This is a genomic window from Streptomyces sp. YKOK-I1 (assembly GCF_054660435.1).
In genome coordinates, this window is the sequence record NZ_BAAGDR010000001.1 from 7,758,789 (window position 1) to 7,784,594 (window position 25,806).

A 25,806-nucleotide genomic window follows, 5' to 3' on the forward strand; every position below is an offset into this window, starting at 1 on the left:
TCACGCCGGGACCGACGCCGTCCCCGGCGCCAGGAACCGCTTGCCGTTCACCCGCTCGGAGACACCCTCGCGGTCCAGGTACGGCGTGATGCCGCCCAGGTGGAAGGGCCAGCCCGCGCCCGTGATCAGGCACAGGTCGATGTCCTGCGCCTCGGCGACCACGCCCTCGTCGAGCATGAGCCCGATCTCCTGCGCCACCGCGTCCAGGACGCGCGCCCGCACCTGCTCCTCGGTGAGGACGGTGTCGCCCTGCTTCAGCAGCGCGGCGACCTCGGGGTCCAGCTCCGGCTTGCCGCTGTCGTAGACGTAGAAGCCGCGCTTGCCGGCCTCGACGACCGCCTTGAGGTTCGGGGAGACCGTGAAGCGGTCCGGGAACGCCCGGTGGAGCGTCTCCGAGACGTGCAGGCCGATCGCCGGGCCGACCAGTTCGAGGAGGACCAGCGGGGACATCGGCAGACCGAGCGGCTCCACGCCCTTCTCCGCCACCTCGACCGGGGTGCCCTCGTCGATGACGTTCTGCACCTCGCCCATGAAGCGGGTCAGGATGCGGTTCACGACGAACGCCGGGGCGTCCTTCGTCAGCACCGCCGTCTTCTTCAGCTTCTTGGCCACGGCGAACGCGGTGGCCAGCGACGCGTCGTCGGTCTGCTCGCCGCGGACGATCTCCAGCAGCGGCAGGACCGCGACCGGGTTGAAGAAGTGGAAGCCCACGACCCGCTCGGGGTGCTTGAGCTTCGACGCCATCTCCGACACGGAGAGGGAGGAGGTGTTCGTGGCGAGGATCGCGTGCGCCGGGGCGACGGCCTCGACCTCCGCGAACACCTGCTGCTTGACGCCGATCTCCTCGAACACGGCCTCGATGACGAAGTCCGCGTCCGCGAAGCCCTCGGCCTTGTCCAGCACACCGGTGACCAGGGCCTTGAGACGGTTGGCCTTGTCCTGGTTGATCCGGCCCTTGCCGAGCAGCTTCTCGATCTCGGCGTGGACATAGCCCACGCCCTTGTCGACGCGCTCCTGGTCGATGTCGGTCAGCACGACCGGCACCTCCAGGCGGCGCAGGAACAGCAGGGCGAGCTGCGAGGCCATCAGACCGGCGCCGACGACACCGACCTTGGTGACCGGACGGGCCAGGTTCTTGTCCGGGGCGCCGGCCGGGCGCTTGCCGCGCTTCTGCACCAGGTTGAACGCGTAGATGCCGGCACGCAGTTCACCGCCCATGATCAGGTCGGCGAGCGCGGTGTCCTCCGCGTCGTAGCCCTGCTGGAGGTCGCCGTTCCTGGCGGCGGCGATGATGTCGAGGGCGCGGTAGGCGGCCGGGGCCGCGCCGTGCACCTTGGAGTCGGCGACGAACCGGCCGCGCGCGACGGCCTGGTCCCAGGCCTCACCGCGGTCGACGACCGGGCGCTCCACCGCGATGTCGCCCCGCAGGACGTTCGCCGTCCAGATCAGCGACTGCTCCAGGAAGTCCGCGCCCTCGAAGAGCGCGTCGGCGATCCCGAGCTCGAAGACCTGCTGACCCTTGAGCTGCTTGTTCTGGTTCAGGCTGTTCTCGACGATCACCGAGACGGCCTTGTCGGCGCCGATCAGGTTCGGCAGCAGCGTGCAGCCGCCCCAGCCGGGGATCAGACCGAGGAAGACCTCGGGCAGGGAGAACGCCGGCAGCGCCTTGGACACGGTGCGGTAGGTGCAGTGCAGACCGACCTCGACACCGCCGCCCATCGCCGCGCCGTTGTAGTAGGCGAAGGTCGGGACCGCGAGGCCCGCGAGGCGCTTGAAGACCTCGTGGCCGCCCTTGCCGATGGCGAGCGCGTGGTCGTACTCCTTGAGGAGCTCGACGCCCTTGAGGTCCGCGCCGACGGCGAAGATGAACGGCTTGCCGGTCACACCGGCACCGACGATCTCGCCGGCCGCGGCCTCCTTCTCCACCTGGTCGATCGCGAGGCCCAGGTTCGCGAGCGACGCGGGGCCGAAGGTGGTCGGCTTGGTGTGGTCGAAGCCGTTGTCCAGCGTGATCAGCGCGAAACGGCCCGCGCCGAACGGCAGGTCGAGGTGGCGCACGTGCGCCGACGTCACGACCTCGTCCGGGAACAGCTCGGCCGCACCCTTCAGCAGCTCGGTGGTGGTGCTCACTTGTCCCCCTCGAAGTGCGGGTTCTCCCAGATGACCGTCGCGCCCATGCCGAAGCCGACGCACATGGTGGTCAGGCCGTAGCGGACGTGCGGCTGCTCCTCGAACTGGCGGGCCAGCTGCGTCATCAGGCGGACGCCGGAGGAGGCCAGCGGGTGGCCGAAGGCGATGGCGCCGCCGTACTGGTTGACGCGCTCGTCGTCGTCGGCGATGCCGTAGTGGTCGAGGAAGGCCAGCACCTGCACGGCGAAGGCCTCGTTGATCTCGAACAGACCGATGTCGGAGATGGACAGACCCGCCTGCGCGAGCGCCTTCTCGGTGGCCGGGATCGGGCCGTAGCCCATGACCTCCGGCTCGACGCCCGCGAAGGAGTACGCCACGAGGCGCATCTTGACCGGCAGGCCGTTCTCGCGGGCGAAGTCCTCGGAGGCGATCAGCGAGGCGGTCGCGCCGTCGTTCAGACCGGCCGCGTTACCGGCGGTGACCCGGCCGTGGACGCGGAACGGGGTCTTCAGACCGGAGAGGTTCTCCAGGGTGGTGCCCGGGCGCATCGGCTCGTCGGCGGTGACCAGGCCCCAGCCCGTCTCACCGGCGTCCGCGTTGGTGCGGCGCACCGAGATCGGCACCAGATCGGCCTGGATCTTGCCGTCGGCGTACGCCTTGGCGGCCTTCTCCTGGGAGCGGACCGCGTACTCGTCCGCGCGCAGCTTGGTGATCTGCGGGTAGCGGTCGTGCAGGTTCTCCGCGGTCATGCCCATGAACAGGGCGGACTCGTCGACGAGCTTCTCGGAGACGAACCGCGGGTTCGGGTCCACGCCCTCGCCCATCGGGTGGCGGCCCATGTGCTCGACACCGCCGGCGATCGCGATGTCGTACGCGCCGAAGGCGACCGAGCCCGCGACCGTGGTGACCGCGGTCAGGGCGCCGGCGCACATCCGGTCGATGGAGTAGCCGGGCACCGACTGGGGGAGACCGGCCAGGATGCCGGCGGTGCGGCCGATGGTCAGGCCCTGGTCGCCGATCTGCGTGGTCGCGGCGATGGCGACCTCGTCGATCTTCTGGGGGTCGAGACCGGGGTTGCGGCGCAGCAGCTCCCGGATCGCCTTCACGACGAGGTCGTCGGCGCGGGTCTCGTGGTAGATGCCCTTCGGGCCCGCCTTGCCGAACGGGGTACGGACGCCGTCGACGAAGACGACGTCCCTGACGGTACGAGGCACGATGGCTCTCCTCCAGAGGGTGCGGGATGGCACTGCTGCGATGCGCAAGCTGAGCGCGCGCTCAGGACCCATGCTACTTATCGGTAACGTAGCTGCCCAGTCCCGGAGGTCCAAGCGGCGAAGGTCACACCTTCGGGGGAGCGGTCGACCCCCGCGGCGTCAGCACCGGAGTGGGCACGGGGTGCGATCCCGGCCCCCGTCCGGTGATCGCCCCGAACAGCGTCCGGGCCGCCTCCGCGCCGAATCCGTGCACGTCATGGCTCATCGCGGAGAGCGTCGGATGGGTCAGCCGGCACAGCTGGGAGTCGTCCCAGGCCAGCAGGGAGACGTCCCGCGGCACGCTCAGCCCCATCTCGGCCGCCACCGCCAGCCCGGCCACCGCCATGATGTCGTTGTCGTAGACGACGGCCGTCGGCCGGTCCGGCGGGGCGGCGGTCAGCATCGAGCGGGTGGCCCGCGCCCCCGCCTCCCCGGAGTAGTCCGTGGCCACCTGCCAGGCCCCGGCCAGCCCCAGCTCACGCGCCGCCGCGTCGAAGGCGGCCGTCCGCATCACCGTGTGCCCGAGCGCGGCGGCACCCCCCACCCGGGCGATACGACGGTGACCCAGCGCGGCGAGATAGCGCACCGCCTCCGTCACCGCCGTCGCGTCGTCCGTCCACACCGACGTCAGGGACCCGGTCAGCGAGGGATGCCCGACCGCCACCACCGGCATCCCGAGCCGCTCGGCGGCCGCGACCCGGGGATCGTCGGCCCGGAAGTCCACCAGGATCGCGCCGCCGATCTGCCGCCCCCGCCACCACGACTCCAGGAGATGGGCCTCCTCCTCCACGCTTCTGACCAGCCGCAGCAGCAGCGAGCAGGCGTGCTCGGTCAGCACGCTCTCCACCCCGGAGACGAACTCCATGTAGAACGGCTCCAGGCCCAGCATCCGGGCCGGCCGGCAGATCGCCAGCCCCACCACGTCCACCCGCGAGCTCGACAGCGACCGCGCGGTCAGGTTCGGCTCCCAGCCCAGCTCCCGCGCCGCCGTGAAGATCCGCTCCCGGGTCGCCTCCGACAGACCCGGCTTGCGGTTGAACGCGAGCGACACCGCCCCCTTGGACACCCCGGCGCGCGCGGCGACGTCCTTGATGGTGACGCGGGAGGTCGTCATCGGGAGGGCTCCAGGCAGTACAGGGCGGCACGGGCCGCGTCGGCACCGGGAGTCTGCCAGCCCGTCACACCGATCGTCACCCGTTCCCCGGGGAGCAGCGTCACCAGCCCCCGGTCGGCCCGTACGTCCGGCCCCAGCCGGTCGGCCTGGAGCAGCAGATCCCGTACGAGGGTGTGGGCCGTCACCGTGACGCTCCCCGGTGCCACGGTCACCTCGAACTCGGGTTCCGGCCAAGGGATCTCCCGGTCGGCCACCGGAAACCACCACGCCCTCAGACCGCCCGCGTCCGCCACCAGGAACTCCTTCGCCCCGGTCGGCTCCAGCTCCGTCGGTACCCGTACCAGGCCCACCGCCCGGGCTCCCGCCGCCAGTTCGGCGTCCGCCGTCCCGAGCGCCTCCCCCGCCACGGACATGCGCCGCAGCCGCACCGTCCCCGACCACGGCTCGGCGGACTGGTTGACCGCCGCCAACACCACTTCCTCACCCCGCACTTGGAGCGTCAGCAACCGGTCCGCGTACAGCCGCCGCAGCTCGTGGTACAGCGGCTTCTCCCGCCCGTCCCCGTCGATCGCCGCCCACGAGGTCACCGGCCAGCAGTCGTTGAGCTGCCAGAGGACCGTGCCCGCGCACACCGGCCAGTGCGACCGCCAGTGCTCGATCCCGGTGGCCACCGCCCGCACCTGGTTGACCTGCGTCAGATAGTGCCAGCGGTCGAAGTCCCCCTCCGGCGGCGTGAAATGCCGGGCCAGCCCGCGCGCCAGCTTGCCGTTGCCGTCGTCCGCCTTCTGCCGGTGCAGCATCCCGGGGGAGTCCGCGGCGAGCTCCTCACCCGGCAGCGCCCGCCGCAGCGTGGCGTACGCGGGCGGCGCCTGCCAGCCGAACTCGGCGACGAACCGCGGCACTTCGGCGCGGTACTCGGTGTAGTCCCGCCGGTTCCACACCTCCCAGGAGTGGTGCGTGCCATGCGCCGGGTCGTTCGGATGCCGCGCCCAGGAACCCGACCAGGGGCTGCCCGCCGTGTACGGCCGGGTGGGGTCCGACTCGGCCACGACCCGCGGCAGTACGCCCAGGTAGTACCCCTCCCCCCAGGAGTCCCCGGCGAGCCGCCCCTCCCAGCCCCAGTCCCGGAACCCCCACAGGTTCTCGTTGTTGCCGTTCCACAGCACCAGCGACGGATGCGGCATCAGCCGTACGACGTTCTCCCGGGCCTCCGCCTCCACCTCGCCGCGCAGCGGCTGCTCCTCGGGGTAGGCCGCGCACGCGAACGGGAAGTCCTGCCACACCAGGAGCCCCAGCTCGTCGCAGGCGTCGTAGAAGTCCTCGCTCTCGTAGATCCCGCCGCCCCACACCCGCACCAGGTCCACCCCGGCGCCGGCGGCCTGCCCCAGCCGCCGCCGGTAGCGTTCCCGGGTCACCCGGGAGGGGAAGACGTCGTCCGGGATCCAGTTCACGCCGCGCGCGAACAGCCGCTCGCCGTTGACGACCAGGGTGAACCCGGTGCCGTGCGCATCGGGCCGCCGGTCCAGTTCGACGGTCCGGAAACCGATCCGCCGCCGCCAGGAGTCCAGCGCCGCACCTTCGTGACGCAACGTCAATTCCACGTCGTACAGGGGCTGCTCGCCGTAGCCGCGCGGCCACCACAGCCGTGCCCCGGGCACCTCCAGCCGGACGGCCGCGCCCGTCCCCTCGACCCGGGCACGCGCCTCGATCCCGCCCACCCGGGCCGTCACCGTCAGCCCGGCCTCCACCCGGGTCCGCTCCACCTCCACCCGCAACTCGACCACCCCGACGCCCTGTTCGACGGTGACCAGGGGCCGCACCCGGGCGATCCGCGCCGTCGACCAGCGCTCCAGCCGCACCGGCCGCCAGATCCCCGCCGTCACCAGCGTCGGCCCCCAGTCCCAGCCGAAGGAGCAGGCCATCTTGCGCAGGTACTGGTAGGGCTCCGCATAGGCGGCGGGCCGCTCACCCAGCCGTCCGCGCACCGCCTCGGCCTCGGCGTACGCGGACGCGAACCGGACCGTCAGCCGCCCGCTCGCCCCCGTCACATCGAACCGGTACGAGCGGTGCATGTTCCGCACCGACCCCAGCAGCCGCCCGTCGAGCAGGATCTCGGCGGACGTGTCCAGACCGTCGAAGACCAGATCGGTCTGCTCATGCCCGGACGCCACGTCCGGCAGGTCCGTCTCGTACGTCCACTCGCGCCGCCCCACCCAGGCGACCTCGTGCTCGCCCCGGCCGACGAACGGGTCCGGGATCACCCCGGCGGCCAGCAGATCGGTGTGCACACACCCCGGCACCGAGGCCGCCAGCGCCTCTCCTTCGTGCCGCAGGATCCATCCGTCGACGAGCGGTGAGGCCACCAGCATGCGCACTCCCTAAACCGGTCGAGCCGAGTATTGGGTGCCAGATCTCCATCCTTGGCGGGAATGGGACTTTACCGGTTGAGGAAAGCGCTGTCAGAGTGCCGAATCAGCCAACCCGCACCATTCGCCCCACCCGCACGTGCTCGTCCGTCCCCTCGAACGGAGCTGATGCACATGAACCGCCGTACAGTCCTGGCCGCCGCCGTGGGAGCCGCGCTGCTCGTCCTGCCCGCCTGTACCGCCACCGGCGGCACCTCGAAGGGGGCCGACGCCAAGGCCGCCGACGATCCGTCGAAGGTCACCGGCAGCATCACGGTCCTCACCCAGCGGACCGACCTCGTGCAGGACGGCACGATGAACAAGTACGCGGCCGAGTTCAACAAGACGTATCCGAAGGTGAAGGTCGAGTTCCAGGCCCTCACCAACTACGAGGCCGAAGTCAAGATCCGGATGAACACGGAGAACTACGGGGACGTCCTGATGATCCCCGGGGTCATCAAGAAGAGCGACTACCCGAAGTTCTTCGCCTCGCTCGGCACGGTCCAGGAGCGCAGCGAGAAGTACCGGTTCACCGACTTCACCGCCGTCGACGGCAAGGTCTACGGCCAGAGCCCCATCGGGGTGATGCCCGGCTTCGTCTACAACAAGCGGGTCTGGAAGGAGGCCGGGGTCACCGACTGGCCCACCACCCCCGCCGCGTTCCTCGCCGGCCTGAAGGCGATCAAGGCGAAGACGGACGCCGTCCCCTACTACACCAACTTCGCCGCGGGCTGGACGCTCACCTCCTGGACCTTCGTCAACGGCTCGGTCCACTGCGATCCGCAGGCCACCACGAAACTGGCCGAGGGCGACCCCTGGGCCGAGGGCGCCGATCTGCGCGTCGGCGACACCCTCCTGTACGACATCGTCCACGAGGGCCTCGCCGAGAAGGACCCCACCACCTCCAACTGGGAGGCGTCGAAACCCCAGTTGGCCAAGGGGGAGATCGCCACGCAGTGGCTCGGCACCTGGGCGATCGTCCAGTTCCAGGACGCCGCCCGCAAGGCCGGCGTCGACCCCGACGACATCGGCTTCATGCCCTTCCCGGCCCAGGTGGGCGGAGAGTTCTGCGCGGTCGTCAGCCCCGACTACAACCAGGCCGTCAACGTCCACTCCGAGCACAAGGAGGCCGCCCGCGCCTGGATCGACTGGTTCACCGACAAGTCCGGCTACGACAAGGACAACCTCGCTATCTCCCCGCTGAAGGGCGCGGCCCTGCCCGAGGTGCTGAAGCCGTACGAGGACGCGGGCGTGAAGCTCATCGAGCTCGACGACAGCAAGGGCGCCGAGGTCAAGCTGATCGACACCGAGTCGGAGGTCGGCATCAACACCCCCGACTACCGCCAGGACCTCGTCGACCTCGCACGCGGCGCCCGCAAGGGCACCCTGGACGACTTCCTCGCGGACCTCGGCAGGAAGTGGACGGACACCCGGAAGACCGTGGGGTCCTGATGGCGGACACCACCGAGAAACCGGCGGTGGGACGTCCCGGGGCGCGGCCGGTACGAGGGGACGCCCCCGTACCGGCCCCGGCCCCCCGCCGGGCCCGCTTCTGGCGGCGGCTGACCCCCTGGCTGTTCCTCGCCGCACCGCTCGCCCTGCTGATCGCCTTCACCTACGCGCCGATCGTCAACATGGTCGCGTTCAGCTTCACCGACTGGGACGGCGTCAGCCCCGGGCTGCACTACACGGGCACCGAGAACTACACCGAACTCTTCACCCGCCCCGACCTGTTCGAGGTCTTCTTCGTCAGCGGCTACTACCTGGCCGCCTCGGCCGTGCAGATCGTGGCCGCGCTCTACTTCGCCACGGTCCTCAGCTTCGACGTCCGCTTCCGGAACCTCTTCAAGGGCGTGCTGTTCTTCCCGTACCTGATCAACGGGGTCGCGATCGGTTTCGTCTTCCTGTACTTCTTCCAGGACGGCGGCACCCTCGACTCGGTCCTCGCCCTGTTCGGACACCACGCCGACCACGCCTGGCTCGGCACCCCGGTCTCCGCGAACACCTCCCTCGCGGGCGTCTCCGTCTGGCGCTACCTGGGCCTGAACTTCGTGCTGTTCCTGGGCGCGATCCAGTCCATCCCGGGCGAGCTGTACGAGGCGTCCGAGCTGGACGGCGCGAACCGCTGGCACCAGTTCCGGCACATCATCCTGCCCGGCATCAAACCGGTGCTGACGCTGACCGTGATCCTCTCGGTCTCCGGCTCGCTGTCGGCCTTCGAGATCCCGTACATCATGACGGGCGGGGCGACCGGCACCGAGACCTTCGTGATCCAGACCGTGAAGCTGGCCTTCCAGTTCAACAAGACGGGCCTCGCCTCGGCCGCCGCCGTGGTCCTGCTGCTGATCATCCTGGCAGTGACCTGGCTCCAGCGCCGCCTGGTCCCCGACGACAGGGTGGACCTCGTATGACCCGCCGCGCCGCAGCCCGCACCCTGATGTACCTGTCCCTGGTCCTCGCCTCGCTGGTCGTGCTGCTCCCGCTGGGCGTGGTCCTGCTGACCTCGCTCAAGACCGACGAGGAACTCGCCGACGACAGCGGGGCCCTGTCGCTCCCGGACGACCCCCTGAACTTCCACAACTACGTGACGGCGTTCCAGGACGGCCGGATGCTCCCGGCCTTCGGGCACACCGCGTTCATCCTGGTGTTCTCGATCGGCGGGACCGTCCTCATCGGCTCCATGACGGCGTACGCCATCGACCGCTTCACGTTCCGCTTCCGCAAGCTGGTGGTGGCCCTGTTCCTGCTGGCCGCCCTGGTCCCCGGGGTCACCACGCAGGTGGCGACCTTCCAGATCGTCAACAGCTTCGGCATGTTCGACACGCTCTGGGCGCCCATCGCCCTCTACATGGGCACGGACATCGTCTCGATCTACATCTTCCTGCAGTTCGTCCGCTCGATCCCCCTCTCGCTGGACGAGTCGGCCCGCCTGGACGGCGCGAACGCCTTCACCGTCTACCGGAAAATCATCTTCCCGCTGCTGAAGCCGGCGATCGCGACCGTCGTGATCGTGAAGGGGATCACCGTCTACAACGACTTCTACATCCCGTTCCTCTACATGCCGTCACAAGATCTTGGCGTGATCTCGACGTCCCTGTTCCGCTTCAAGGGCCCCTTCGGCGCCCACTGGGAGACGATCTCGGCCGGAGCGGTCCTGGTGATCCTGCCGACCCTGATCGTCTTCCTGGTCCTCCAGAAGTACATCTACAACGGCTTCATGCGAGGGGCGACCAGGTGAGAGGCCTGCTGCGGACGACCCGCGGCCGCCGTACGACGAGAAGTCCCACGGCGGCCGGGCGCACTCTCAGGCGGACAGTGCCTTGACCAGCACGGGCGTCACCTGCTCCACCTGCCAGGGCCGGGCGCCGAGCCCGGAGAGCACGCCCCCGATCGACTCCACGTCGACAGGGGCCGGCGGCTCCCAGCAGACCCTGCGCACCGAGTCCGGGGCGATCAGGTTCTCCTGGGGCATGTTCAGCTGCTCGGCCAGCGCGGAGACGGCGGACCGGGCCGCCGACAGGCGGGCTGCGGCCGCCGGGTCCTTGTCGGCCCAGGCCCGCGGCGGCGGAGGCCCCGCGACGGGCTGCCCCGGCTGCGGCAGCTGGGACTCGCCGAGCGCCTTCGCCCGGTCGACGGCGGCCTGCCACTGCTCCAGCTGGCGCCGGCCCATCCGGTGCCCGTAGCCGTTCAGCGCGGTCAGCGCGTGCACGTTGGCGGGGAGGGCGAGCGCGGCCTCCACGATCGCCGCGTCGGAGAGCACCTTGCCCGGTGAGACGTCCCGGCGCTGGGCGATCCGGTCCCGGGTCTGCCACAGCTCCCGGACCACGCCGAGCTGCCGGCGTCTGCGCACCTTGTGCATGCCGGACGTACGGCGCCAGGGATCCTTGCGGGGCTCGGGCGGGGGAGCGGAGGCGATGGCGTCGAACTCCTGGTGGGCCCACTCCAGCTTGCCCTGCCGGTCCAGCTCCTTCTCCAGCGCGTCGCGCAGGTCGACGAGGAGCTCGACGTCCAGGGCGGCGTAGCGCAGCCAGGGCTCGGGGAGCGGGCGGGTGGACCAGTCTACGGCGGAGTGGCCCTTCTCCAGGACGAAACCGAGCACGCTCTCGACCATCGCGCCGAGGCCGACGCGTGGGAACCCGGCGAGCCGCCCGGCCAGCTCGGTGTCGAACAGCCGGGTGGGCACGAGGCCTATCTCGCGCAGACAGGGCAGGTCCTGGGTGGCGGCGTGCAGCACCCACTCGACGTCGGAGAGGGCCTCGCCGAGCCCGGAGAGGTCGGGGCAGGCGACGGGGTCGATCAGCGCGCTGCCGGCGCCCTCACGGCGCAGCTGCACCAGATAGGCGCGCTGTCCGTAGCGGTAGCCGGAGGCGCGCTCGGCGTCGACGGCGACGGGGCCGGTGCCGGCGGCGAAGGCGGCGATCGCCTCGGCGAGGGAGGCCTCGTCGGCGATCACCGGCGGGATGCCCTCGCGGGGTTCGAGCAGAGGGGTCGACTGAGGTGTGGGCGCCCCGGAAACAGAAGCAGTAGATCCGCCGTCGTCCGGAGGGGCGCCTCCGGTGGTTCGCAGTGAGCTGGCTGCTGCGGTTTCTTGGGCGTCGGTCACCTGTCAAGGGTATCCGTGTGGGGACGCGACCCGCCGACGGAACGTTCCGCCGACGGGCGCCCCAGGGTCGTAAACCAGTCAGGGCCGGGAAGAGGCCGCAAAGAGGCCCGGAAGTGGCCGGCAGGAGACGGGGAAAGGCCGGGGAGGAGCAGGGAAGGGCGGGGAAGGGATCGGGAACGCGGGCAGAGGGAGGGGGGGAAGAGAAGTCGGAAGGGGTCCGCCGACCGAGGGAACGGGCTGGGGGAAGGGCTGGGGGAAGGGCCGGAGGGACCCGACGTCGTGGTCCCGCCGGGGTCTCAGTGGATGATGCCGGTCCGCAGGGCCACCGCGACCATCCCGGCGCGGTCGCCCGTGCCGAGCTTGCGGGCGATCCGGGCGAGGTGGCTCTTGACGGTCAGCGCGGACAGTCCCATCGAGACGCCGATCGCCTTGTTCGACTGGCCTTCGGCGACCAGGCGCAGTACCTCGACCTCGCGGCCGGAGAGCTCGCGGTAGCCGCCCGGGTGGCTCGGGGCACCCGGGGGGCGGCGGTGCAGCCTGGCGGCCGCGGATCCGATGGGGGCGGCACCGGGCCGGGTGGGGAGCCCGACGTTGGTGCGGGTGCCGGTGACGACGTAGCCCTTCACACCGCCCGCGAGGGCGTTGCGCACGGCGCCGATGTCGTCGGCGGCGGACAGGGCGAGCCCGTTGGGCCAGCCCGCGGCGCGGGTCTCCGACAGCAGGGTGAGACCGGAGCCGTCGGGGAGGTGGACGTCGGCGACGCAGATGTCCCGGGGGTTGCCGACGCGGGGACGAGCCTCCGCGATGGACGAGGCCTCGATGACGTCGCGCACACCGAGCGCCCACAGATGGCGGGTGACGGTGGAACGCACGCGCGGGTCGGCCACGACCACCATGGCGGTGGGCTTGTTCGGGCGGTAGGCGACCAGGCTTGCGGGCTGCTCGAGAAGAACGGACACCAGGCCTCCTGGGTGGGGGACGGAGCCGGTTCGGGGGCTTGTGGGGAGAGGGCGGCCCGGACGAACCGTGCTTTCAAGGTCACAGTCGTCTTCGGCAGCGGGCCGGGGGTCCTTTAGAAAATGATCACGATCTAGTGAGTAACAATACGTGCAATTCGGACACGCGATCGATCATCCGAAGATCGAATCGGTTTGGGTGGATACGGTCCGGGATCGAAAGTGGCCGTATCGACAAAGAGATGGTCAATCAGGACGGCCAAATGGGTCGGCCGCCGTTTCCGGCGGCCGACCCACTCGTACAGCTGTACCGTCCTAACGCGACTGCGGCCCCCGGCGCTGCGGCAGGGTCACCACCGAGGCGTCTCCGGGGCCCGCCGGGGGCAGGCCCGCCACCTGGGCCAGCAGATCGCACCAGGACGCCAGGTGGGCCGCCGCGTCCGGGACCCCGCCCAGGCCCTCGCGGGGGGTCCAGGAGGCGCGGATCTCGATCTGCGAGTTCGCCGGCCGCTCCGCGAGACCGCCGAAGTAGTGCGAGCTCGCCCGGGTGACCGTCCCGCTCGGCTCGCCGTACCCGAGGCCGCGCGCCTGGAGCGCGCCGGTCAGCCAGGACCAGCACACCTCCGGCAGCAGCGGGTCGGCCGCCATCTCCGCCTCCAGCTCCGCCCGCACCAGCGTCACCAGCCGGAACGTCCCGCGCCAGGCGTCGTGCCCGTCCGGGTCGTGCAGCAGCACCAGCCGCCCGTCGGCGAGATCCTGCTCGCCGTCCACGACGGTCGCCTCCAGGGCGTACGCGTACGGGGCGAGCCGCTTGGGCGCCGGGGTCGGGTCGACCTCGATCTGCGGCCGCAGCCGCGCCGCCCTCAGCGCCTCGACGGCGGCCCGGAACGGCGGCGGTGCCGACCTGCCTCCATCGCGCTCCCCCTCGTTCGCCTCGTCCATCCCGCCAGCGCCGTCCGACAGTCGTCCCTGAGCCGCAGCCATGCGGGGAAGATTAAGGGGAACGACGGCCTCGCGCAGGGCAAGACACCCGCGCGGGACCCGCGGGCGGCTGCGCGCTGGGCGAACACGCCCCCCGCCCGCAAGGGCCGAACGGGTGTCTCGCAGGCACGGCGGGAGGCGGTGGGGGCGGCTCCACCGGCTCCGGCGCCGTGCGAGACTTGCCGTCGTGAGCGCGAACGAGAGCCCCGCGGGCCGGCAGCCGACAGCGACGTACGACAGCCCCTTCCTGAAGGCGTGCAGGCGCGAACCCGTGCCGCACACCCCCGTGTGGTTCATGCGCCAGGCGGGCCGCTCGCTGCCGGAGTACCGCAAGGTCCGCGAGGGCATCCCCATGCTGGAGTCGTGCACGCGGCCCGAGCTGGTCACCGAGATCACGCTCCAGCCCGTGCGCCGGCACAACGTCGACGCCGCGATCTACTACAGCGACATCGTCGTCCCGCTCAAGGCCATCGGCGTCGACCTCGACATCAAGCCCGGCGTCGGCCCGGTCGTCGAGCACCCGATCCGCACCCGCGCCGACCTCGCCCAGCTCCGTGACCTCACCCCCGAGGACGTCTCCTACGTCACCGAGGCGGTCGGTCTGCTCACCGCCGAGCTCGGCGCCACCCCGCTGATTGGCTTCGCGGGCGCGCCGTTCACCCTCGCGAGCTACCTCGTCGAGGGCGGCCCGTCGCGCACGTACGAGAACGCCAAGGCGATGATGTACGGCGACCCGCAGCTCTGGGCCGACCTCCTCGACCGTCTCGCCGAGATCACCTCCGCGTTCCTGAAGGTCCAGATCGAGGCGGGCGCGAGCGCCGTCCAGCTGTTCGACTCCTGGGCGGGCGCCCTCGCCCCGGCCGACTACCGCCGCTCGGTGCTGCCCGCCTCCGCGAAGGTCTTCCGCGCCGTCGAGTCCTACGGCGTCCCGCGCATCCACTTCGGCGTCGGCACCGGCGAGCTGCTGCACCTCATGGGCGAGGCCGGCGCGGACGTCGTCGGCGTCGACTGGCGCGTCCCGCTGGACGAGGCCGCCCGCCGGGTCGGCCCCGGCAAGGCGCTCCAGGGCAACCTCGACTCGACCGTCCTGTTCGCCGGCACCGAGGCCGTCGAGACCAAGGCCCGCGAGGTCCTCGACGCGGCCGCCGGCCTGGAGGGCCATGTCTTCAACCTCGGCCACGGCGTGATGCCGTCCACCGACCCGGACGCGCTCACCCGCCTCGTGGAGTACGTCCACACGCAGACGGCCCGCTGAGTCATCACGTGTGCCGGGGCCGGGCCCGTCTGCCGAACAGCAGCCCGCGCGGCTCCGGGGGCGGCGGGGTGCCCGGCTTGAGCGGCCAGGCCAGCAGCATGCCCGTGAGGAAGCCGACGACATGCGCCGCGTACGCCACGGTGCCCGCCTCGGAGACCCCCTCGCCGGAGGAGTACACCGCCTGGAGCCCGAACCAGAAGCCCAGCACCAGCCAGGCAGGCAGCCGCAGCGGCAGGAAGACCAGGAACGGCACCAGCACCCACACCCTGGCCCTCGGATACAGCACCAGATAGGCGCCGAGCACCCCCGCGATCGCCCCGGACGCGCCGATCAGCGGATCGGTGGAGTCGGCGTTCAGCAGCGCGAAGCCGTACGACGCCGCATAGCCGCAGGCGACGTAGAACAGCGCGAAGCGGAGGTGGCCCATGCGGTCCTCGATGTTGTTCCCGAAGATCAGCAGGAACAGCATGTTGCCCAGCAGGTGCAGCCAGCCGCCGTGCAGGAACATCGCCGTGAACACGCTCAGCACCGGCGACTTGGTGTAGTCCGGCGGGCCCAGCAGACAGCCGCCGCCGCGGACGCCGCCCGTCGGTACGAGCTGCGGGAGCTGATCGTGGATCAACTCGCGCGGCACGGCCGCGTAGTGCTCCAGGAAGGCGTGCAGATGGCAGGTCTGCGCCAGGGCGCTGTCGCCGGCCACGGAGCCCGACAGACCCGGCATGAACCAGAAGACCAGCACGTTCGCCGCGATCAACGCGTACGTCACCACGGGCGTGCGGCGCACCGGGTTCACGTCATGGACGGGGATGACCACAAGGAAGTACTGCCCCCGATCCGTTCGTCGAATCGGTGAACGCGCTCCGCGGTGGCCGCGTATGAACCGGCAACCGCCCGCGGCCCGGGGAAGGCGGACCGCGGGGACGACGTGAGGAACAGGCGATGAACGACCGAGTTACCCCCGCGATGCACGCCACGCCCGACGGCGAGGCGGAGATCGCCCTGGTCATCCGGCTGCCCTGGGAGGACGTGGCCCGGCTCGGCCAGGAGGCCGGGCGGCTCGCTTCGCAGATGCAGCGACCGGTGACGCTGGACGAGGCCGTGTCGCACCGGCTGCGGTCGCGGCCTGCGGCTGCCGCGCATGCCAAGCCGGCGGAGCAGGTTGTCGCCGCGGCGCCGGTCTCCGCGCTGCCGCGGCTTGGTACCGCGTAAGGAACGTTGTCGGGCGCGGGTGCGTGGGGGCTGGTCGCGCCCACGCGGCGGAGCCGCAAATCGACACAGCCCCGCGCCCCTACGTCGGCTGGCCTGACCCTCGTAGCCTAGTTGCCGCTTTTCTGGCCGCCACCAGGACCGGGTCCCAGACCGGGCTGAACGGTGGGGCGTAGCCCAGGTCCAGGGCTGTCATCTGTTCCACCGTCATCCCGGCCGTCAGGGCCACTGCCGCGATGTCGACCCGCTTGGCCGCGCCCTCCCTGCCGACGATCTGGACGCCCAGGAGGCGGCCCGTGCGGCGTTCCGCGAGCATCTTGACCGTCATGGGGGAGGCGCCGGGGTAGTAGCCGGCGCGGCTCGTGGACTCGATGGTGACCGTCTCGTACTGGAGGCCCACCCTGCGCGCGTCCTTCTCGCGCAGACCCGTACGGGCGATCTCCAGGTCGCAGACCTTGCTGACGGCGGTCCCGACGACACCGGGGAAGGTGGCGTAGCCGCCGCCGGCGTTGGTACCGATGATCTGGCCGTGCTTGTTGGCGTGGGTACCGAGGGCGATGTGCCGCTCCTGCCCGGAGACCAGGTCGAGGACCTCCACGCAGTCGCCGCCCGCCCAGATGACCCCGTCGCCAAGGGGGCCGCGCACCCGCATCGCCAGGTCGGTGAGCAGACCGCCGTGGGCGCCCAGAGGCAGGCCGGCGGCTTCGGCGAGGGCGGTCTCGGGGCGGACGCCGATACCGAGGACGACCACGTCCGCCGGGTACTCGGCGTCCTTCGTGACCACCGCCCGCACCCGGCCGTCCTCGCCGGTGGGCAGTGCGGTGACCTCGGCGTCGTTGACCATGGTGATGCCGAGGCCCTCCATGGCCCGGTGGACCAGCCGGCCCATGTCCGGGTCCAGGGTGGACATCGGCTCGCTGCCGCGGTTGACGACGGTCACCTCGTAGCCGCGGTTGATGAGCGCCTCGGCCATCTCCACGCCGATGTAGCCCGCGCCGACGACCACGGCCCGCCTCCCCCGCGCGCGGGCCAGCGTGTCCAGCAGCGCCTGGCCGTCGTCCAGCGTCTGCACCCCGTGCACACCGGGGGCGTCCACGCCCGGCAGGTCCGGGCGGACCGGGCGTGCCCCGGTCGCGATCACGAGCTTGTCGTACGACGTCCAGGACGCGTCCCCGGAATCGACGTCACGCGCGCGTACCCGCCGTCCGGGCACGTCGATCTCCGTGACCTCGGTGCGCAGCCGCAGGTCGATCCCGCGCGCGCGGTGCTCCTCGGGGGTGCGGGCGATCAGGTCGTCCCGGTCGGTGACGTCGCCGCCCACCCAGTAAGGGATCCCGCACGCGGAGTACGAGGTGAAGTGACCGCGCTCGAACGCGACGATCTCCAGCTCCTCCTGCCCCTTGAGACGGCGGGCCTGGGACGCCGCGGACATGCCCGCGGCGTCACCGCCGATCACGACCAGTCGTTCCCGCGCAGGCATGCTCATACGAACACGCTACGGGGGAGGCGCACTTCAGTCCCCCTCGGGCCCGCGCGGCGTCCGGCGGCGCGGCAGCCGCAGCCAGGCCAGGACCAGCAGCACGGCCACCACGAGGAACGGCAGCACCGCGCCGAAGGCCACGGTGATCCAGCGCAGCACGCTCACGAACGCGCCCCAGCCGCCCGCCAGCGCGTCCAGGAAGCCGGGGTCGTCGTCCTCGGCCGCCTTCGGGGCCGGCTTCTCCGACAGGCTCAGCGTGATCGTCGCCAGGCTGGTGCGGTCCTTCAGGGACGCCTGCTGGGCGAGCAGCGCCTCCAGGTCGGCCTCCCGGCTGCTCAGTTCACCCTCCAGGGTGACCACGTCGCTCAGTTTGGTGGCCCGGTCCATGAGCTCGCGGATTCGGGCGACGCTGGCCCGCTGGGACGTGATGCGGCTGTCGACGTCGACGACCTGGTCGGTGACGTCCTGGGCCTTCGCCGTACGCTCCAGCAGCTCACCCGCGCCCTGGAGGTCGGCGAGGACCTCGTCGTACCGCTCGACGGGCACCCGCAGGACGACCCGGGTGCGCTCGGTGCCGTCCCCGTCCCGGTTCGTGCTCTCGTCGCCGACGTAGCCGCCCGCGTTCTCGGTGGTCGTACGGGCCTCGTCGAGGGCCTTGGGAACGTCCTTGACCCGCACGCTCAGCGAGGCGGTGCGGATGATCCGGTTCGCGGTGAGCTTCGGCGCGGAAGAGGCCCCGGAAGAGGCCTGGGAGCCGCTCGCCCCGGCGCCCGCCTTGGCGTCGGACCGGGCGGCCTCGCCGGCGGCGGCCTTGTCGGCGAGGCTCGCGCTGTCGCCTCCCGAGTCGCTCGCGCCGCTGCACCCGGTGAGCGCGAGTGCGGCGGCCAGCAGGACGCCGGCCAGGGCGTGGACGGGCCGTGCGGATCGTCGTGCGTGCATGTGGACGTACCCCCGAGGGTTGAGACGACTGACGTTCCTTCGACGCCGGGGCGGGCCGGGACGTTGGACGGAATCGGTTCCGAAGCGGTCACGGTCGGGACTCGGAGGGGCCACATGGCCCTGGCGGCGGTGTCGGTGGGGTCTGAGAGAGTGGGGGACATGAGCGCAACGGGTTCGCGTGCGGGGCAGCACGTCGTCGTCATCGGAGCCGGCATCGCAGGCCTGGCCGCGGCCCACCGGCTGCTGGCGCGCGGGGCGCGGGTGACCGTCCTGGAGGCCTCCGAGCGGGTCGGCGGCAAGCTGCTGCCCGGCGAGATCGCGGGCGTCCGCGTGGACCTCGGCGCCGAGTCGCTGCTGGCCCGCCGCCCCGAGGCGGTCGCCCTCGCGCGCGAGGCGGGACTGACGGACCTGCTGCAGCCGCCCGCCACCGCCACTGCCTCGATCTGGACCCGCGGCGCGCTGCGCCCCATGCCCAAGGGCCATGTCATGGGCGTCCCCGGCACCGCGGCGGCCCTGTCCGGCGTGCTGTCCGACGAGGGACTCGCCCGCATCGAACGCGACGCCGACCTGCCGCGCACGGAGGTCGGCGAGGACGTCGCGGTCGGGGAGTACGTGGCGGCCCGGCTGGGCCGCGAGGTCGTCGACCGTCTGATCGAACCCCTCCTCGGCGGGGTGTACGCCGGGGACGCCTACCGCATCTCGATGCGCTCGGCCGTACCACAGCTGTTCCAGGCGGCGCTCACGCACACGTCGTTGACCGAGGCCGTCCGCGAGATCCAGGCGAAGGCCGCCGCGCAGCAGCAGACCGGACCGGTGTTCACGGGCGTCGAGGGCGGGGTGGGCCGGCTGCCGCTCGCGGTCGCGGAGTCGGTCCGGGCACGGGGCGGCGAGATCCACACGCGCGTGCCCGTCACCGGCCTGCGCCGCGAGCCCGGCGGCTGGCAGGTCACCACCGGTGAGCGCGTGCTGCACGCGGACGCCGTGGTCCTCGCCGTGCCCGCGCCCGCCGCCGCCGCGCTGCTGGCCGCCGAGTCCCCGGCCGCCGCCGCCGAACTGCGCACCGTCGAGTACGCCTCGATGGCCCTGGTCACCCTCGCCTACCGCCGTTCCGAGGCCGCCCTGCCCGAGGGCAGCGGCTTCCTCGTCCCGCCGGTCGACGGCCACACCATCAAGGCGTCGACGTTCGCCTCGCAGAAGTGGGGCTGGATCGCCGACGAGGACCCGGACGTGCTGGTGCTGCGCACCTCCGTCGGGCGGTACGGCGAGACGGAGATCCTCGGCCGCGACGACGCCGGCCTCGTCGAGGTCTCCCGCCACGACCTGCGCGAGGCCACCGGCCTGACCGCCACGCCCGTGGAGACCCGGGTCACCCGCTGGACGGACGGCCTGCCCCAGTACCCCGTCGGCCACCACGCGCGCGTGGCCCGCATCCGCGAGCACGTGGCGAAGCTGCCGGGCCTCGCGGTGTGCGGCGCGCAGTACGACGGCGTCGGCGTCCCCGCGTGCATCGCGAGCGCCCACGCGGCCGTCGACCAGATCCACGGCGACCTGAGCGCCGTACAGGAGCTCACCGCCCACCCGGTGCAAAGTCTGCACGGCGGAGCAGGAGAATGAGAACCATGAGTGACGACGCCCCCACCACCGAGTCCGGCAGGATCCCGAACAAGGGCAAGCTGGCCAAGGACCTCAACGAGGTCATCCGCTACACGCTGTGGTCGGTCTTCAGGCTGAAGGACGTGCTGCCCGAGGACCGTACGGGCTACGCCGACGAGGTCCAGGAGCTGTTCGACCAGCTCGCCGCCAAGGACGTGACGATCCGCGGCACGTACGACGTGTCCGGCCTGCGCGCCGACGCCGACGTCATGATCTGGTGGCACGCCGAGACCAGCGACCAGCTCCAGGAGGCGTACAACCTGTTCCGCCGCACCCGGCTGGGCCGCGCCCTGGAGCCGGTCTGGTCGAACATGGCGCTGCACCGCCCCGCCGAGTTCAACCGCTCCCACATCCCGGCGTTCCTCGCCGACGAGACGCCCCGCGACTATGTCAGCGTCTACCCCTTCGTCCGCAGCTACGACTGGTACCTGCTGCCCGACGAGGACCGCCGCCGGATGCTCGCCGACCACGGCAAGATGGCCCGCGGCTACCCGGACGTCCGCGCCAACACGGTCGCGTCCTTCTCCCTCGGCGACTACGAGTGGATCCTCGCCTTCGAGGCCGACGAGCTGTACCGCATCGTCGACCTCATGCGTCACCTGCGCGCCTCGGAGGCCCGGATGCACGTCCGCGAGGAGGTCCCGTTCTACACGGGCCGCCGCAAGTCGGTGGGGGACCTGATCGCAGGCCTCGCGTAAGGCGCCCCGAAAGGGGCGCGGGGAACTGCGCGACCGGCCACGACCGGCCCGCAGTTCCCCACGGCCTCACGTCACTTCTTCTTCGGAGCAACCGGAGCCGGCTCCACATGCCCCGCACAGGCGGCCCGCCGCGAGGGCACCCGGTCCTCCAGCAGATACGCGTCGAGATGCCCGTTGACGCACTGGTTGGGCCCGCCCGCGATGCCGTGCGTTCCGGAGTCCCGCTCGGTCACCAGCACCGACCCCGACAGGCGACGGTGCATCTCCAGCGCCCCGTCATACGGCGCGGCGGCGTCCCGCTCGGAGGCGAGGATCAGCGTCGGCGGCAGCTCGCCGGGCCCGGTCCGCACGTCCACCGGCTTCTGCCGGGCCGTCGGCCAGTACGCGCAGGGCAGGTTCGCCCATACGTTGTCCCAGGTCTCGAACGGCGCCACGCGCGCGAGCCGGGTGTTGTCGCGGTCCCACACCTTGAAGTCCGTCGGCCAGGGCCCGTCGTTGCACTCCACGGCCGTGTAGACGGCGGCGGAGTTCTCCGACTCGGCCGCGGCCTCGGTCACCGGCCCGGCCTGCGCGATCAGCTCCTTCGGGTCGCCCCTCAGATAGTCCGACAGCGCCTGCGCCCGGTGCGGCCAGTAGTCGTCGTAGTACCCGGCCTGCAGGAACGCGCTCTGGAGCTGCGCCGGTCCGACCTTCCCACCGGCCGGCTCCGCGGCCAGCCGGGCCCGGGCCCGCTCATAGCTGGCCAGCACCTTCTCGGGCGTGTCGCCCAGCCGGTACACCTTGTCGTGCCTCGCGACCCACTCCCGGAAGTCGGTCCAGCGGCTCTCGAACGCCATCGACTGGTCGAGGTTGTTGCGGTACCAGATCCGCTCCGGGTCCGGGTTGACCGCCGCGTCGAACACCATCCGCCGTACGTGCGAGGGGAACAGGGTGGCGTACACCGCCCCGAAGTAGCTGCCGTACGACGCCCCCATGAAGTTCAGCTGTTTCTCGCCCAGCGCGGCCCGCAGCACGTCCAGGTCACGGGCGTTGTTGATCGAGTTGTAGTGCCGCAGCCCGCTGCCGGACCGCTCGGCGCAGCCGCGCGCGTACGCCTTCGCCTCGGCGATCCGCTCCCGCTTGTACGACTCGGACGGGTGGACGGGCGCCGGGGAGGGGCCCTTGAAGAAGTTCTTGGGGTCCTGGCAGGACACCGGGGCGGAGCGGCCGACGCCGCGCGGGTCGTAGCCGACGAGGTCGTACGCCGCGCCGATGCGCTTCCACTCCGGGAGCAGGCCGGCCAGCGGGAAGTACAGCCCGGAGCCGCCCGGGCCGCCCGGGTTGAAGACCAGCGCGCCCTTGCGGGGCATCCGGTGCTTGCTGTTGTGCGGGTCCCGCTGGGTGGCCCTGACCCGGCTGACGGTCAGTTGGATCTGCTTGCCGTTCGGCCGCGCGTAGTCGAGCGGGACGCCGACCGTGCCGCACTGCATGCTGCTGGGCAGATCCTGGGCGTCGGAGCACGTGCCGAAGGCGATGCCCCGGGCGGCGGCCCGGGCGGCGGCGAGCGCGACACCGGCGGGAGCGGTGCCGGCCCGCGCGGAGCCGGAGGCGCCCGGGGTGGCGGGAAGGCCGCCGGCGGGGGCGGCGGAGAGGGTGGTCAGGAGCAGGGCTCCCATGGCCGAGTAGAGCGCGGCGGCTCTCATTCGCGTGTCCCTTCGATGCGCGGCGGCGACAGAAGGGATGTTTCGGACGGCCGTGCGGCAAGGCAAGCACCGCCCCCGGGTGTCGGCGCCAATGCTCCAAGTGCGCCCCCGGGAAGGGGAACGCGCGGGGGTCAGGGCTCGCGGTGGGCGAACGCGGCGCGCAGATCGGGCTCGTCGACCGCGCGGATGCCGAGAACGGCCACGGACGTCAGATACGAACGGTCGTCGCCCCCGGTGCCGCCGGGGTCGCCGGCCCGCCGGGCCAGGGTGCCCAGCAGGCGCTGCCCGGCGGGCGAGGCCCAGCGTGCGTAGGGATGCACCTCGACCCGCGCTATCGCCAGACAGCTCAGGGTGAGCGCCAGGGGCAGCGCGAACCACAGGGCGATCAGCCCGCGCGGCATCCCCGTACCGTCGGAGGGCACCGGCATCAGCAGCGCCACCGCGCCCACCGCCAGGACGACCCCGGCCGCCAGCCGCACCTGACGCACCCCGGCCTCGACCGTCGTACGGGCCCCGTCGGGCACCGCGAGCCCCGCGCTGACCAGCCGGTCGGCGAGACCGCGCACCGCGTCGGCGGACGCCGCACCGGCCCGCGCCGGCGCGATCCGGGACTGCCCCTCGGGCCCGATGGCCCCGATCACCGACCGCTCCATCTCGTCGCGTCCGCGCGGGTCCACGACGGTCGCCCAGCCGGTGCGGGCGAGCAGCAGCCGCCGCTGCCGGGCCATCGACACCATCGTCAGATCGGCGACCCGGCCGGGTCCGCCGGACAGGAAGGCCGCCTCGTAGAGCGTCAGGTCGTGTCCCCGGCTCGCGCTCGCGTCCTCGGTGTCCACGGCCGCCGCACGGACGGCGGCCAGGCACAGCCGGGTGCACGCCGTGCCCGCGGCCGCCCAGGCCAACAGCAGGAGAAGGACCCAGAACATGTCACGTTTCTATGCCGTGTACACGGGAAAACGCCATGCCCTGTTCATCATCCGGACGGAGCGTTGTGGGTATGTGACGTTCCGCTTGGCTCAGGACGGCGACGGCGTCAGCGGCACCACGACCCCGGGGCTGGCCGTGGGCGTGGGCGTGCCGGTCGCCGCAAGGTCCCGGGCCAGGGACTCGAAGTCCACGTACCCGGTGGCCTCAAGGATCTCGATGTGGTCCAGAACGGTCGTGTTGGCGTCGTCGGCGAGCGCCCGCACCAGCGAGTTCTGGGTACCGGCCCGCACCTGTGCGACGACGGTGAACACCCGGCCGTGCGCCAGCCGCAGGATGTTGGCGAACTTCCGGTCGAAGTCCACGCCCTGCGCCGCGTTCAGCTCCGCCAGCCAGGCCTTCTGCTGGTCGCCCGGCTCGTTCGGCAGACCGAGCCCCAGCTTCGCGGCCACGTCCCGCACCCGCTCGTCCAGGAACGTGTGCCCCTCGACGAGGTGCTGCCCGGCGGTCCGTACGGCCTCGGTCGTGCCCTTGCGCTGCGCCAGCTGACCGGCGGGCAGCTCCCACAGCCCGGCCAGCCGGACCTTCGTGACGAACTCCCGGTCGAGCTCGGACAGCGGACCGTACTGCGTGAGCACGGTCTGCGCGTTCAGTACGTCCGCCCCGGCCGACCCGGTGGACGACTGGTTCGAGTACGACGCGACGGGGATGAACAACGCCACGCAGGTCGCGGCCAGGCCGGTCACGATGATCCCGGTCCCGCTGAAGATGCCTCTGCCCTTGACGGGGGGTCGCGGTCGCATGGGGGCCTCCTGCTCACGGCACCGCACGCCAGTGCGTTTCGGGTGCGAAAAGGCATATTACTGCCCCGGCAACTTGGCCTCCCCGCAGGGGTGAAGGAACGGTGAACGCCCTGGCTAGCGCCGGATCAGCGCCCGGCCCGCCCGTGCCGCCCGCGCCAGCCGCGACCCCGACCGCGGCGCCGGTCCCGACCGGTCCTGCCACCAGGTGCGCAGCTCCCGCCGGACCCGCCCCTGCGCCGGCGACCCGTCCAGCAGCACCCGCTCGACGAAGTCCAGGGCGTCCTGCCGGTAGCCGCCGCGCATCGGATGGCCCTGGGCGTACGCGAGGAACGCCGCCCGGTACCCGTCGCCGAGGAGGACCGGCAGCTCCGGCGCCACCTTGGCCACCACCCCGGCCCGCTTCGCCGCCAGCGCCCGCGCCTGCACCCCGATCCGCACCCGGTCGAAGCCCTCCGGCACCGGCGTCCCCGCGACGAGCGCGGACAACAGCGCGGCCTGGGCGAGCCCGAGCCGCTGCCGCGTCAGGTCATCGACGCCGACGCCGACGCCGACGCCGATGCCGGGGATGGGTGCCGGTGCCGACGCGGCGGCGGGGGCGACCGCGACGGCGGACGCGAGGGGAGACGCCACCGTGACGGCGGACGCGGGCGCCGGCGCGACCGCCGTTCGCGTCCCGCCGCCGCCACCTTCGCCGACGCCCAGTTCGACGCCGACTCCGACGCCCACGCCGACTCCGCTTGACTCGCCTCGTCCCACCGGCGCGCCCTGTCCGGTCCGTGCCGCCCCCGCCGCCGCCCGCGCGTCCCGGCCGAGCCGGATCAGCTCCCGCTTGACCGCGAGCCGCTCCCCGTCCCGCACCGCGTCCCGGATCGCCTCCAACTCCAGCTCCAGTACGGCGGGTTCGGGGAAGTTCTCGTCGCGCTCCAGCAGCACCCCGGGCGGCGAGACCCGGGACGCGAGGTCGGTCAGGATGTCGAGGACCGGACGCGGCACGGGATGGGCGTGGCTGTCGTGCCAGACGCCGTCCCGGGCGAACCCGCCCGCGACATGGACGTAGGCGAGGGCCTCCAGGGGCAGCTCGTCGAGCGCCCCGGCGGGGTCCTCGCCGCGGTTGACGTGATTGGTGTACAGGTTCGCCACGTCGATGAGCAGCCGTACGCCCGTCCGGTCGGCCAGCTCGTACAGGAACTGCCCCTCCGTCATCTCCTCGCCCGGCCAGGCGATCAGCGCGGCGATGTTCTCGACGGCCAGCGGCACGGGCAGCGCGTCCTGCGCGACACGGACGTTCTCGCAGAGCACGTCGAGAGCGTCCCGGGTGCGCGGCACCGGCAGCAGATGACCGGCCTCCAGCCGCGGGGTCGCGGTCAGCGGGCCGCCCGCGCGGACGAACGCGATGTGCTCGGTGACCAGCGGCGACCCCAGGACCGAGGCCCGCTCGGCGAGGGCCGCGAGCCGCCCCTCGTCGGGCCGTTCGGCACCGCCGAGCCCCAGGCCGACGCCGTGCGGGACGACGGTGACCCCGCGCTCGCGCAGCCGCGTCAGGGAGGCGGGGAGGTGTCCGGGGCAGGTGTTCTCCGCCACGACCTCGACCCAGTCGATGCCCGGCATCCGCTCCACCGCGTCCGCGATCTCCGGCCGCCAGCCTATGCCCGTTCCCAGTCGTGTCATGGTCACCGCCTCCTTGGTCCCCCCTCGGTGGTGACGGTGGTATGACCCCGCCGCCG

Annotated in this window: 21 protein-coding genes; 7 read left to right on the plus strand and 14 right to left on the minus strand. The window is 72.1% G+C overall.

What is annotated here, in order from left to right; genetic code table 11:
- The 4 genes from ACYQ8Q_RS34520 to ACYQ8Q_RS34535 all read right to left on the minus strand — a co-directional run bounded on the left by ACYQ8Q_RS34520 (window position 1) and on the right by ACYQ8Q_RS34535 (window position 6,866).
- Window positions 1-2,130 (minus strand): 3-hydroxyacyl-CoA dehydrogenase NAD-binding domain-containing protein, encoded by a 2,130-nt coding sequence (locus ACYQ8Q_RS34520; protein WP_460070549.1) that lies wholly within the window; start codon window positions 2,128-2,130, stop codon window positions 1-3.
- Window positions 2,127-3,344 (minus strand): thiolase family protein, encoded by a 1,218-nt coding sequence (locus ACYQ8Q_RS34525; RefSeq protein WP_460070550.1) that lies wholly within the window; start codon window positions 3,342-3,344, stop codon window positions 2,127-2,129. The genes ACYQ8Q_RS34520 and ACYQ8Q_RS34525 overlap by 4 nt, the downstream gene beginning before the upstream one ends.
- Before the next feature lie 124 nt (window positions 3,345-3,468).
- Window positions 3,469-4,497 (minus strand): LacI family DNA-binding transcriptional regulator, encoded by a 1,029-nt coding sequence (locus ACYQ8Q_RS34530; protein ID WP_460070551.1) that lies wholly within the window; start codon window positions 4,495-4,497, stop codon window positions 3,469-3,471.
- Window positions 4,494-6,866, minus strand: coding sequence for a glycoside hydrolase family 2 protein (locus ACYQ8Q_RS34535; protein WP_460070553.1), 2,373 nt, complete (start codon window positions 6,864-6,866; stop codon window positions 4,494-4,496). The genes ACYQ8Q_RS34530 and ACYQ8Q_RS34535 overlap by 4 nt, the downstream gene beginning before the upstream one ends.
- Window positions 6,867-7,037: 171 nt before the next feature.
- On the opposite strand from ACYQ8Q_RS34535, the gene ACYQ8Q_RS34540 reads away from it, so the two are divergent.
- From ACYQ8Q_RS34540 to ACYQ8Q_RS34550, 3 genes are read left to right on the plus strand one after another with little or no spacing between them, the layout of a single operon-like run.
- Entirely contained in the window at window positions 7,038-8,354 is a 1,317-nt protein-coding gene (locus ACYQ8Q_RS34540) for an ABC transporter substrate-binding protein (RefSeq protein WP_460070554.1), read from the plus strand.
- Window positions 8,354-9,313 (plus strand): carbohydrate ABC transporter permease, encoded by a 960-nt coding sequence (locus ACYQ8Q_RS34545; protein WP_460070556.1) that lies wholly within the window; start codon window positions 8,354-8,356, stop codon window positions 9,311-9,313. Before ACYQ8Q_RS34540 ends, ACYQ8Q_RS34545 begins: the two co-directional genes overlap by 1 nt.
- On the plus strand, window positions 9,310-10,140 hold the full coding sequence (locus ACYQ8Q_RS34550; RefSeq protein WP_460070557.1) for a carbohydrate ABC transporter permease: 831 nt from the start codon (window positions 9,310-9,312) through the stop codon (window positions 10,138-10,140). The genes ACYQ8Q_RS34545 and ACYQ8Q_RS34550 overlap by 4 nt, the downstream gene beginning before the upstream one ends.
- 66 nt (window positions 10,141-10,206) lie before the next feature.
- Here the strand turns inward: ACYQ8Q_RS34550 and ACYQ8Q_RS34555 are convergent, their stop codons facing one another.
- The 3 genes from ACYQ8Q_RS34555 to ACYQ8Q_RS34565 form a co-directional block, all read right to left on the minus strand.
- The gene (locus ACYQ8Q_RS34555) at window positions 10,207-11,505 is read right to left on the minus strand and encodes a ribonuclease D (protein ID WP_460070558.1); all 1,299 of its coding nucleotides are present in this window, start codon (window positions 11,503-11,505) and stop codon (window positions 10,207-10,209) included.
- 296 nt (window positions 11,506-11,801) lie between these two features.
- Window positions 11,802-12,464 carry a response regulator transcription factor gene (locus tag ACYQ8Q_RS34560; protein WP_059202319.1) on the minus strand — a complete coding sequence of 221 codons (663 nt, stop codon included), beginning with the start codon at window positions 12,462-12,464 and terminating at the stop codon, window positions 11,802-11,804.
- Window positions 12,465-12,776: 312 nt separating this feature from the next.
- A complete protein-coding gene (locus tag ACYQ8Q_RS34565) occupies window positions 12,777-13,445 on the minus strand; it encodes a DUF3000 domain-containing protein (protein WP_460070560.1) in 669 nt (222 codons plus the stop codon).
- 184 nt (window positions 13,446-13,629) lie between these two features.
- On the opposite strand from ACYQ8Q_RS34565, the gene hemE reads away from it, so the two are divergent.
- The gene (hemE, locus tag ACYQ8Q_RS34570; RefSeq protein ID WP_460070561.1) at window positions 13,630-14,697 is read left to right on the plus strand and encodes a uroporphyrinogen decarboxylase; all 1,068 of its coding nucleotides are present in this window, start codon (window positions 13,630-13,632) and stop codon (window positions 14,695-14,697) included.
- Window positions 14,698-14,701: 4 nt separating this feature from the next.
- Here hemE and ACYQ8Q_RS34575 read toward each other — a convergent pair whose 3' ends face one another.
- On the minus strand, window positions 14,702-15,511 hold the full coding sequence (locus ACYQ8Q_RS34575; RefSeq protein WP_460070562.1) for a rhomboid family intramembrane serine protease: 810 nt from the start codon (window positions 15,509-15,511) through the stop codon (window positions 14,702-14,704).
- A gap of 125 nt (window positions 15,512-15,636) precedes the next feature.
- Here ACYQ8Q_RS34575 and ACYQ8Q_RS34580 point away from each other — a divergent pair, with 125 nt between their 5' ends.
- Window positions 15,637-15,906 (plus strand): hypothetical protein, encoded by a 270-nt coding sequence (locus tag ACYQ8Q_RS34580; protein ID WP_460070563.1) that lies wholly within the window; start codon window positions 15,637-15,639, stop codon window positions 15,904-15,906.
- Window positions 15,907-15,985: 79 nt separating this feature from the next.
- On the opposite strand, the gene ACYQ8Q_RS34585 is transcribed toward ACYQ8Q_RS34580, so the two are convergent.
- Window positions 15,986-17,389 carry an FAD-dependent oxidoreductase gene (locus ACYQ8Q_RS34585; protein WP_460070564.1) on the minus strand — a complete coding sequence of 468 codons (1,404 nt, stop codon included), beginning with the start codon at window positions 17,387-17,389 and terminating at the stop codon, window positions 15,986-15,988.
- Window positions 17,390-17,416: 27 nt separating this feature from the next.
- Window positions 17,417-18,322: a DUF4349 domain-containing protein gene (locus ACYQ8Q_RS34590; RefSeq protein WP_460070566.1), complete on the minus strand. Its 906-nt coding sequence runs from the start codon at window positions 18,320-18,322 to the stop codon at window positions 17,417-17,419.
- Between the two features lie 159 nt (window positions 18,323-18,481).
- Here ACYQ8Q_RS34590 and hemG point away from each other — a divergent pair, with 159 nt between their 5' ends.
- Window positions 18,482-19,936, plus strand: coding sequence for a protoporphyrinogen oxidase (gene hemG / locus ACYQ8Q_RS34595; RefSeq protein WP_460070567.1), 1,455 nt, complete (start codon window positions 18,482-18,484; stop codon window positions 19,934-19,936).
- 5 nt (window positions 19,937-19,941) lie between these two features.
- Window positions 19,942-20,673, plus strand: a complete 732-nt coding sequence (hemQ, locus tag ACYQ8Q_RS34600) for a hydrogen peroxide-dependent heme synthase (protein WP_460070569.1) — start codon at window positions 19,942-19,944, stop codon at window positions 20,671-20,673.
- Window positions 20,674-20,744: 71 nt separating this feature from the next.
- On the opposite strand, the gene ACYQ8Q_RS34605 is transcribed toward hemQ, so the two are convergent.
- The 4 genes from ACYQ8Q_RS34605 to ACYQ8Q_RS34620 form a co-directional block, all read right to left on the minus strand.
- Window positions 20,745-22,355: an alpha/beta hydrolase gene (locus tag ACYQ8Q_RS34605; RefSeq protein WP_460070570.1), complete on the minus strand. Its 1,611-nt coding sequence runs from the start codon at window positions 22,353-22,355 to the stop codon at window positions 20,745-20,747.
- 131 nt (window positions 22,356-22,486) lie between these two features.
- Complete coding sequence (locus ACYQ8Q_RS34610) at window positions 22,487-23,281, minus strand: TIGR04222 domain-containing membrane protein (RefSeq protein ID WP_460070571.1); 795 nt, start codon at window positions 23,279-23,281, stop codon at window positions 22,487-22,489.
- A gap of 90 nt (window positions 23,282-23,371) precedes the next feature.
- Entirely contained in the window at window positions 23,372-24,082 is a 711-nt protein-coding gene (locus tag ACYQ8Q_RS34615) for a DUF4142 domain-containing protein (RefSeq protein ID WP_460070572.1), read from the minus strand.
- Window positions 24,083-24,196: 114 nt separating this feature from the next.
- Complete coding sequence (locus ACYQ8Q_RS34620; RefSeq protein WP_460070573.1) at window positions 24,197-25,750, minus strand: MbnB/TglH/ChrH family RiPP precursor modification enzyme; 1,554 nt, start codon at window positions 25,748-25,750, stop codon at window positions 24,197-24,199.
- Between the last annotated feature and the right edge of the window lie 56 nt (window positions 25,751-25,806).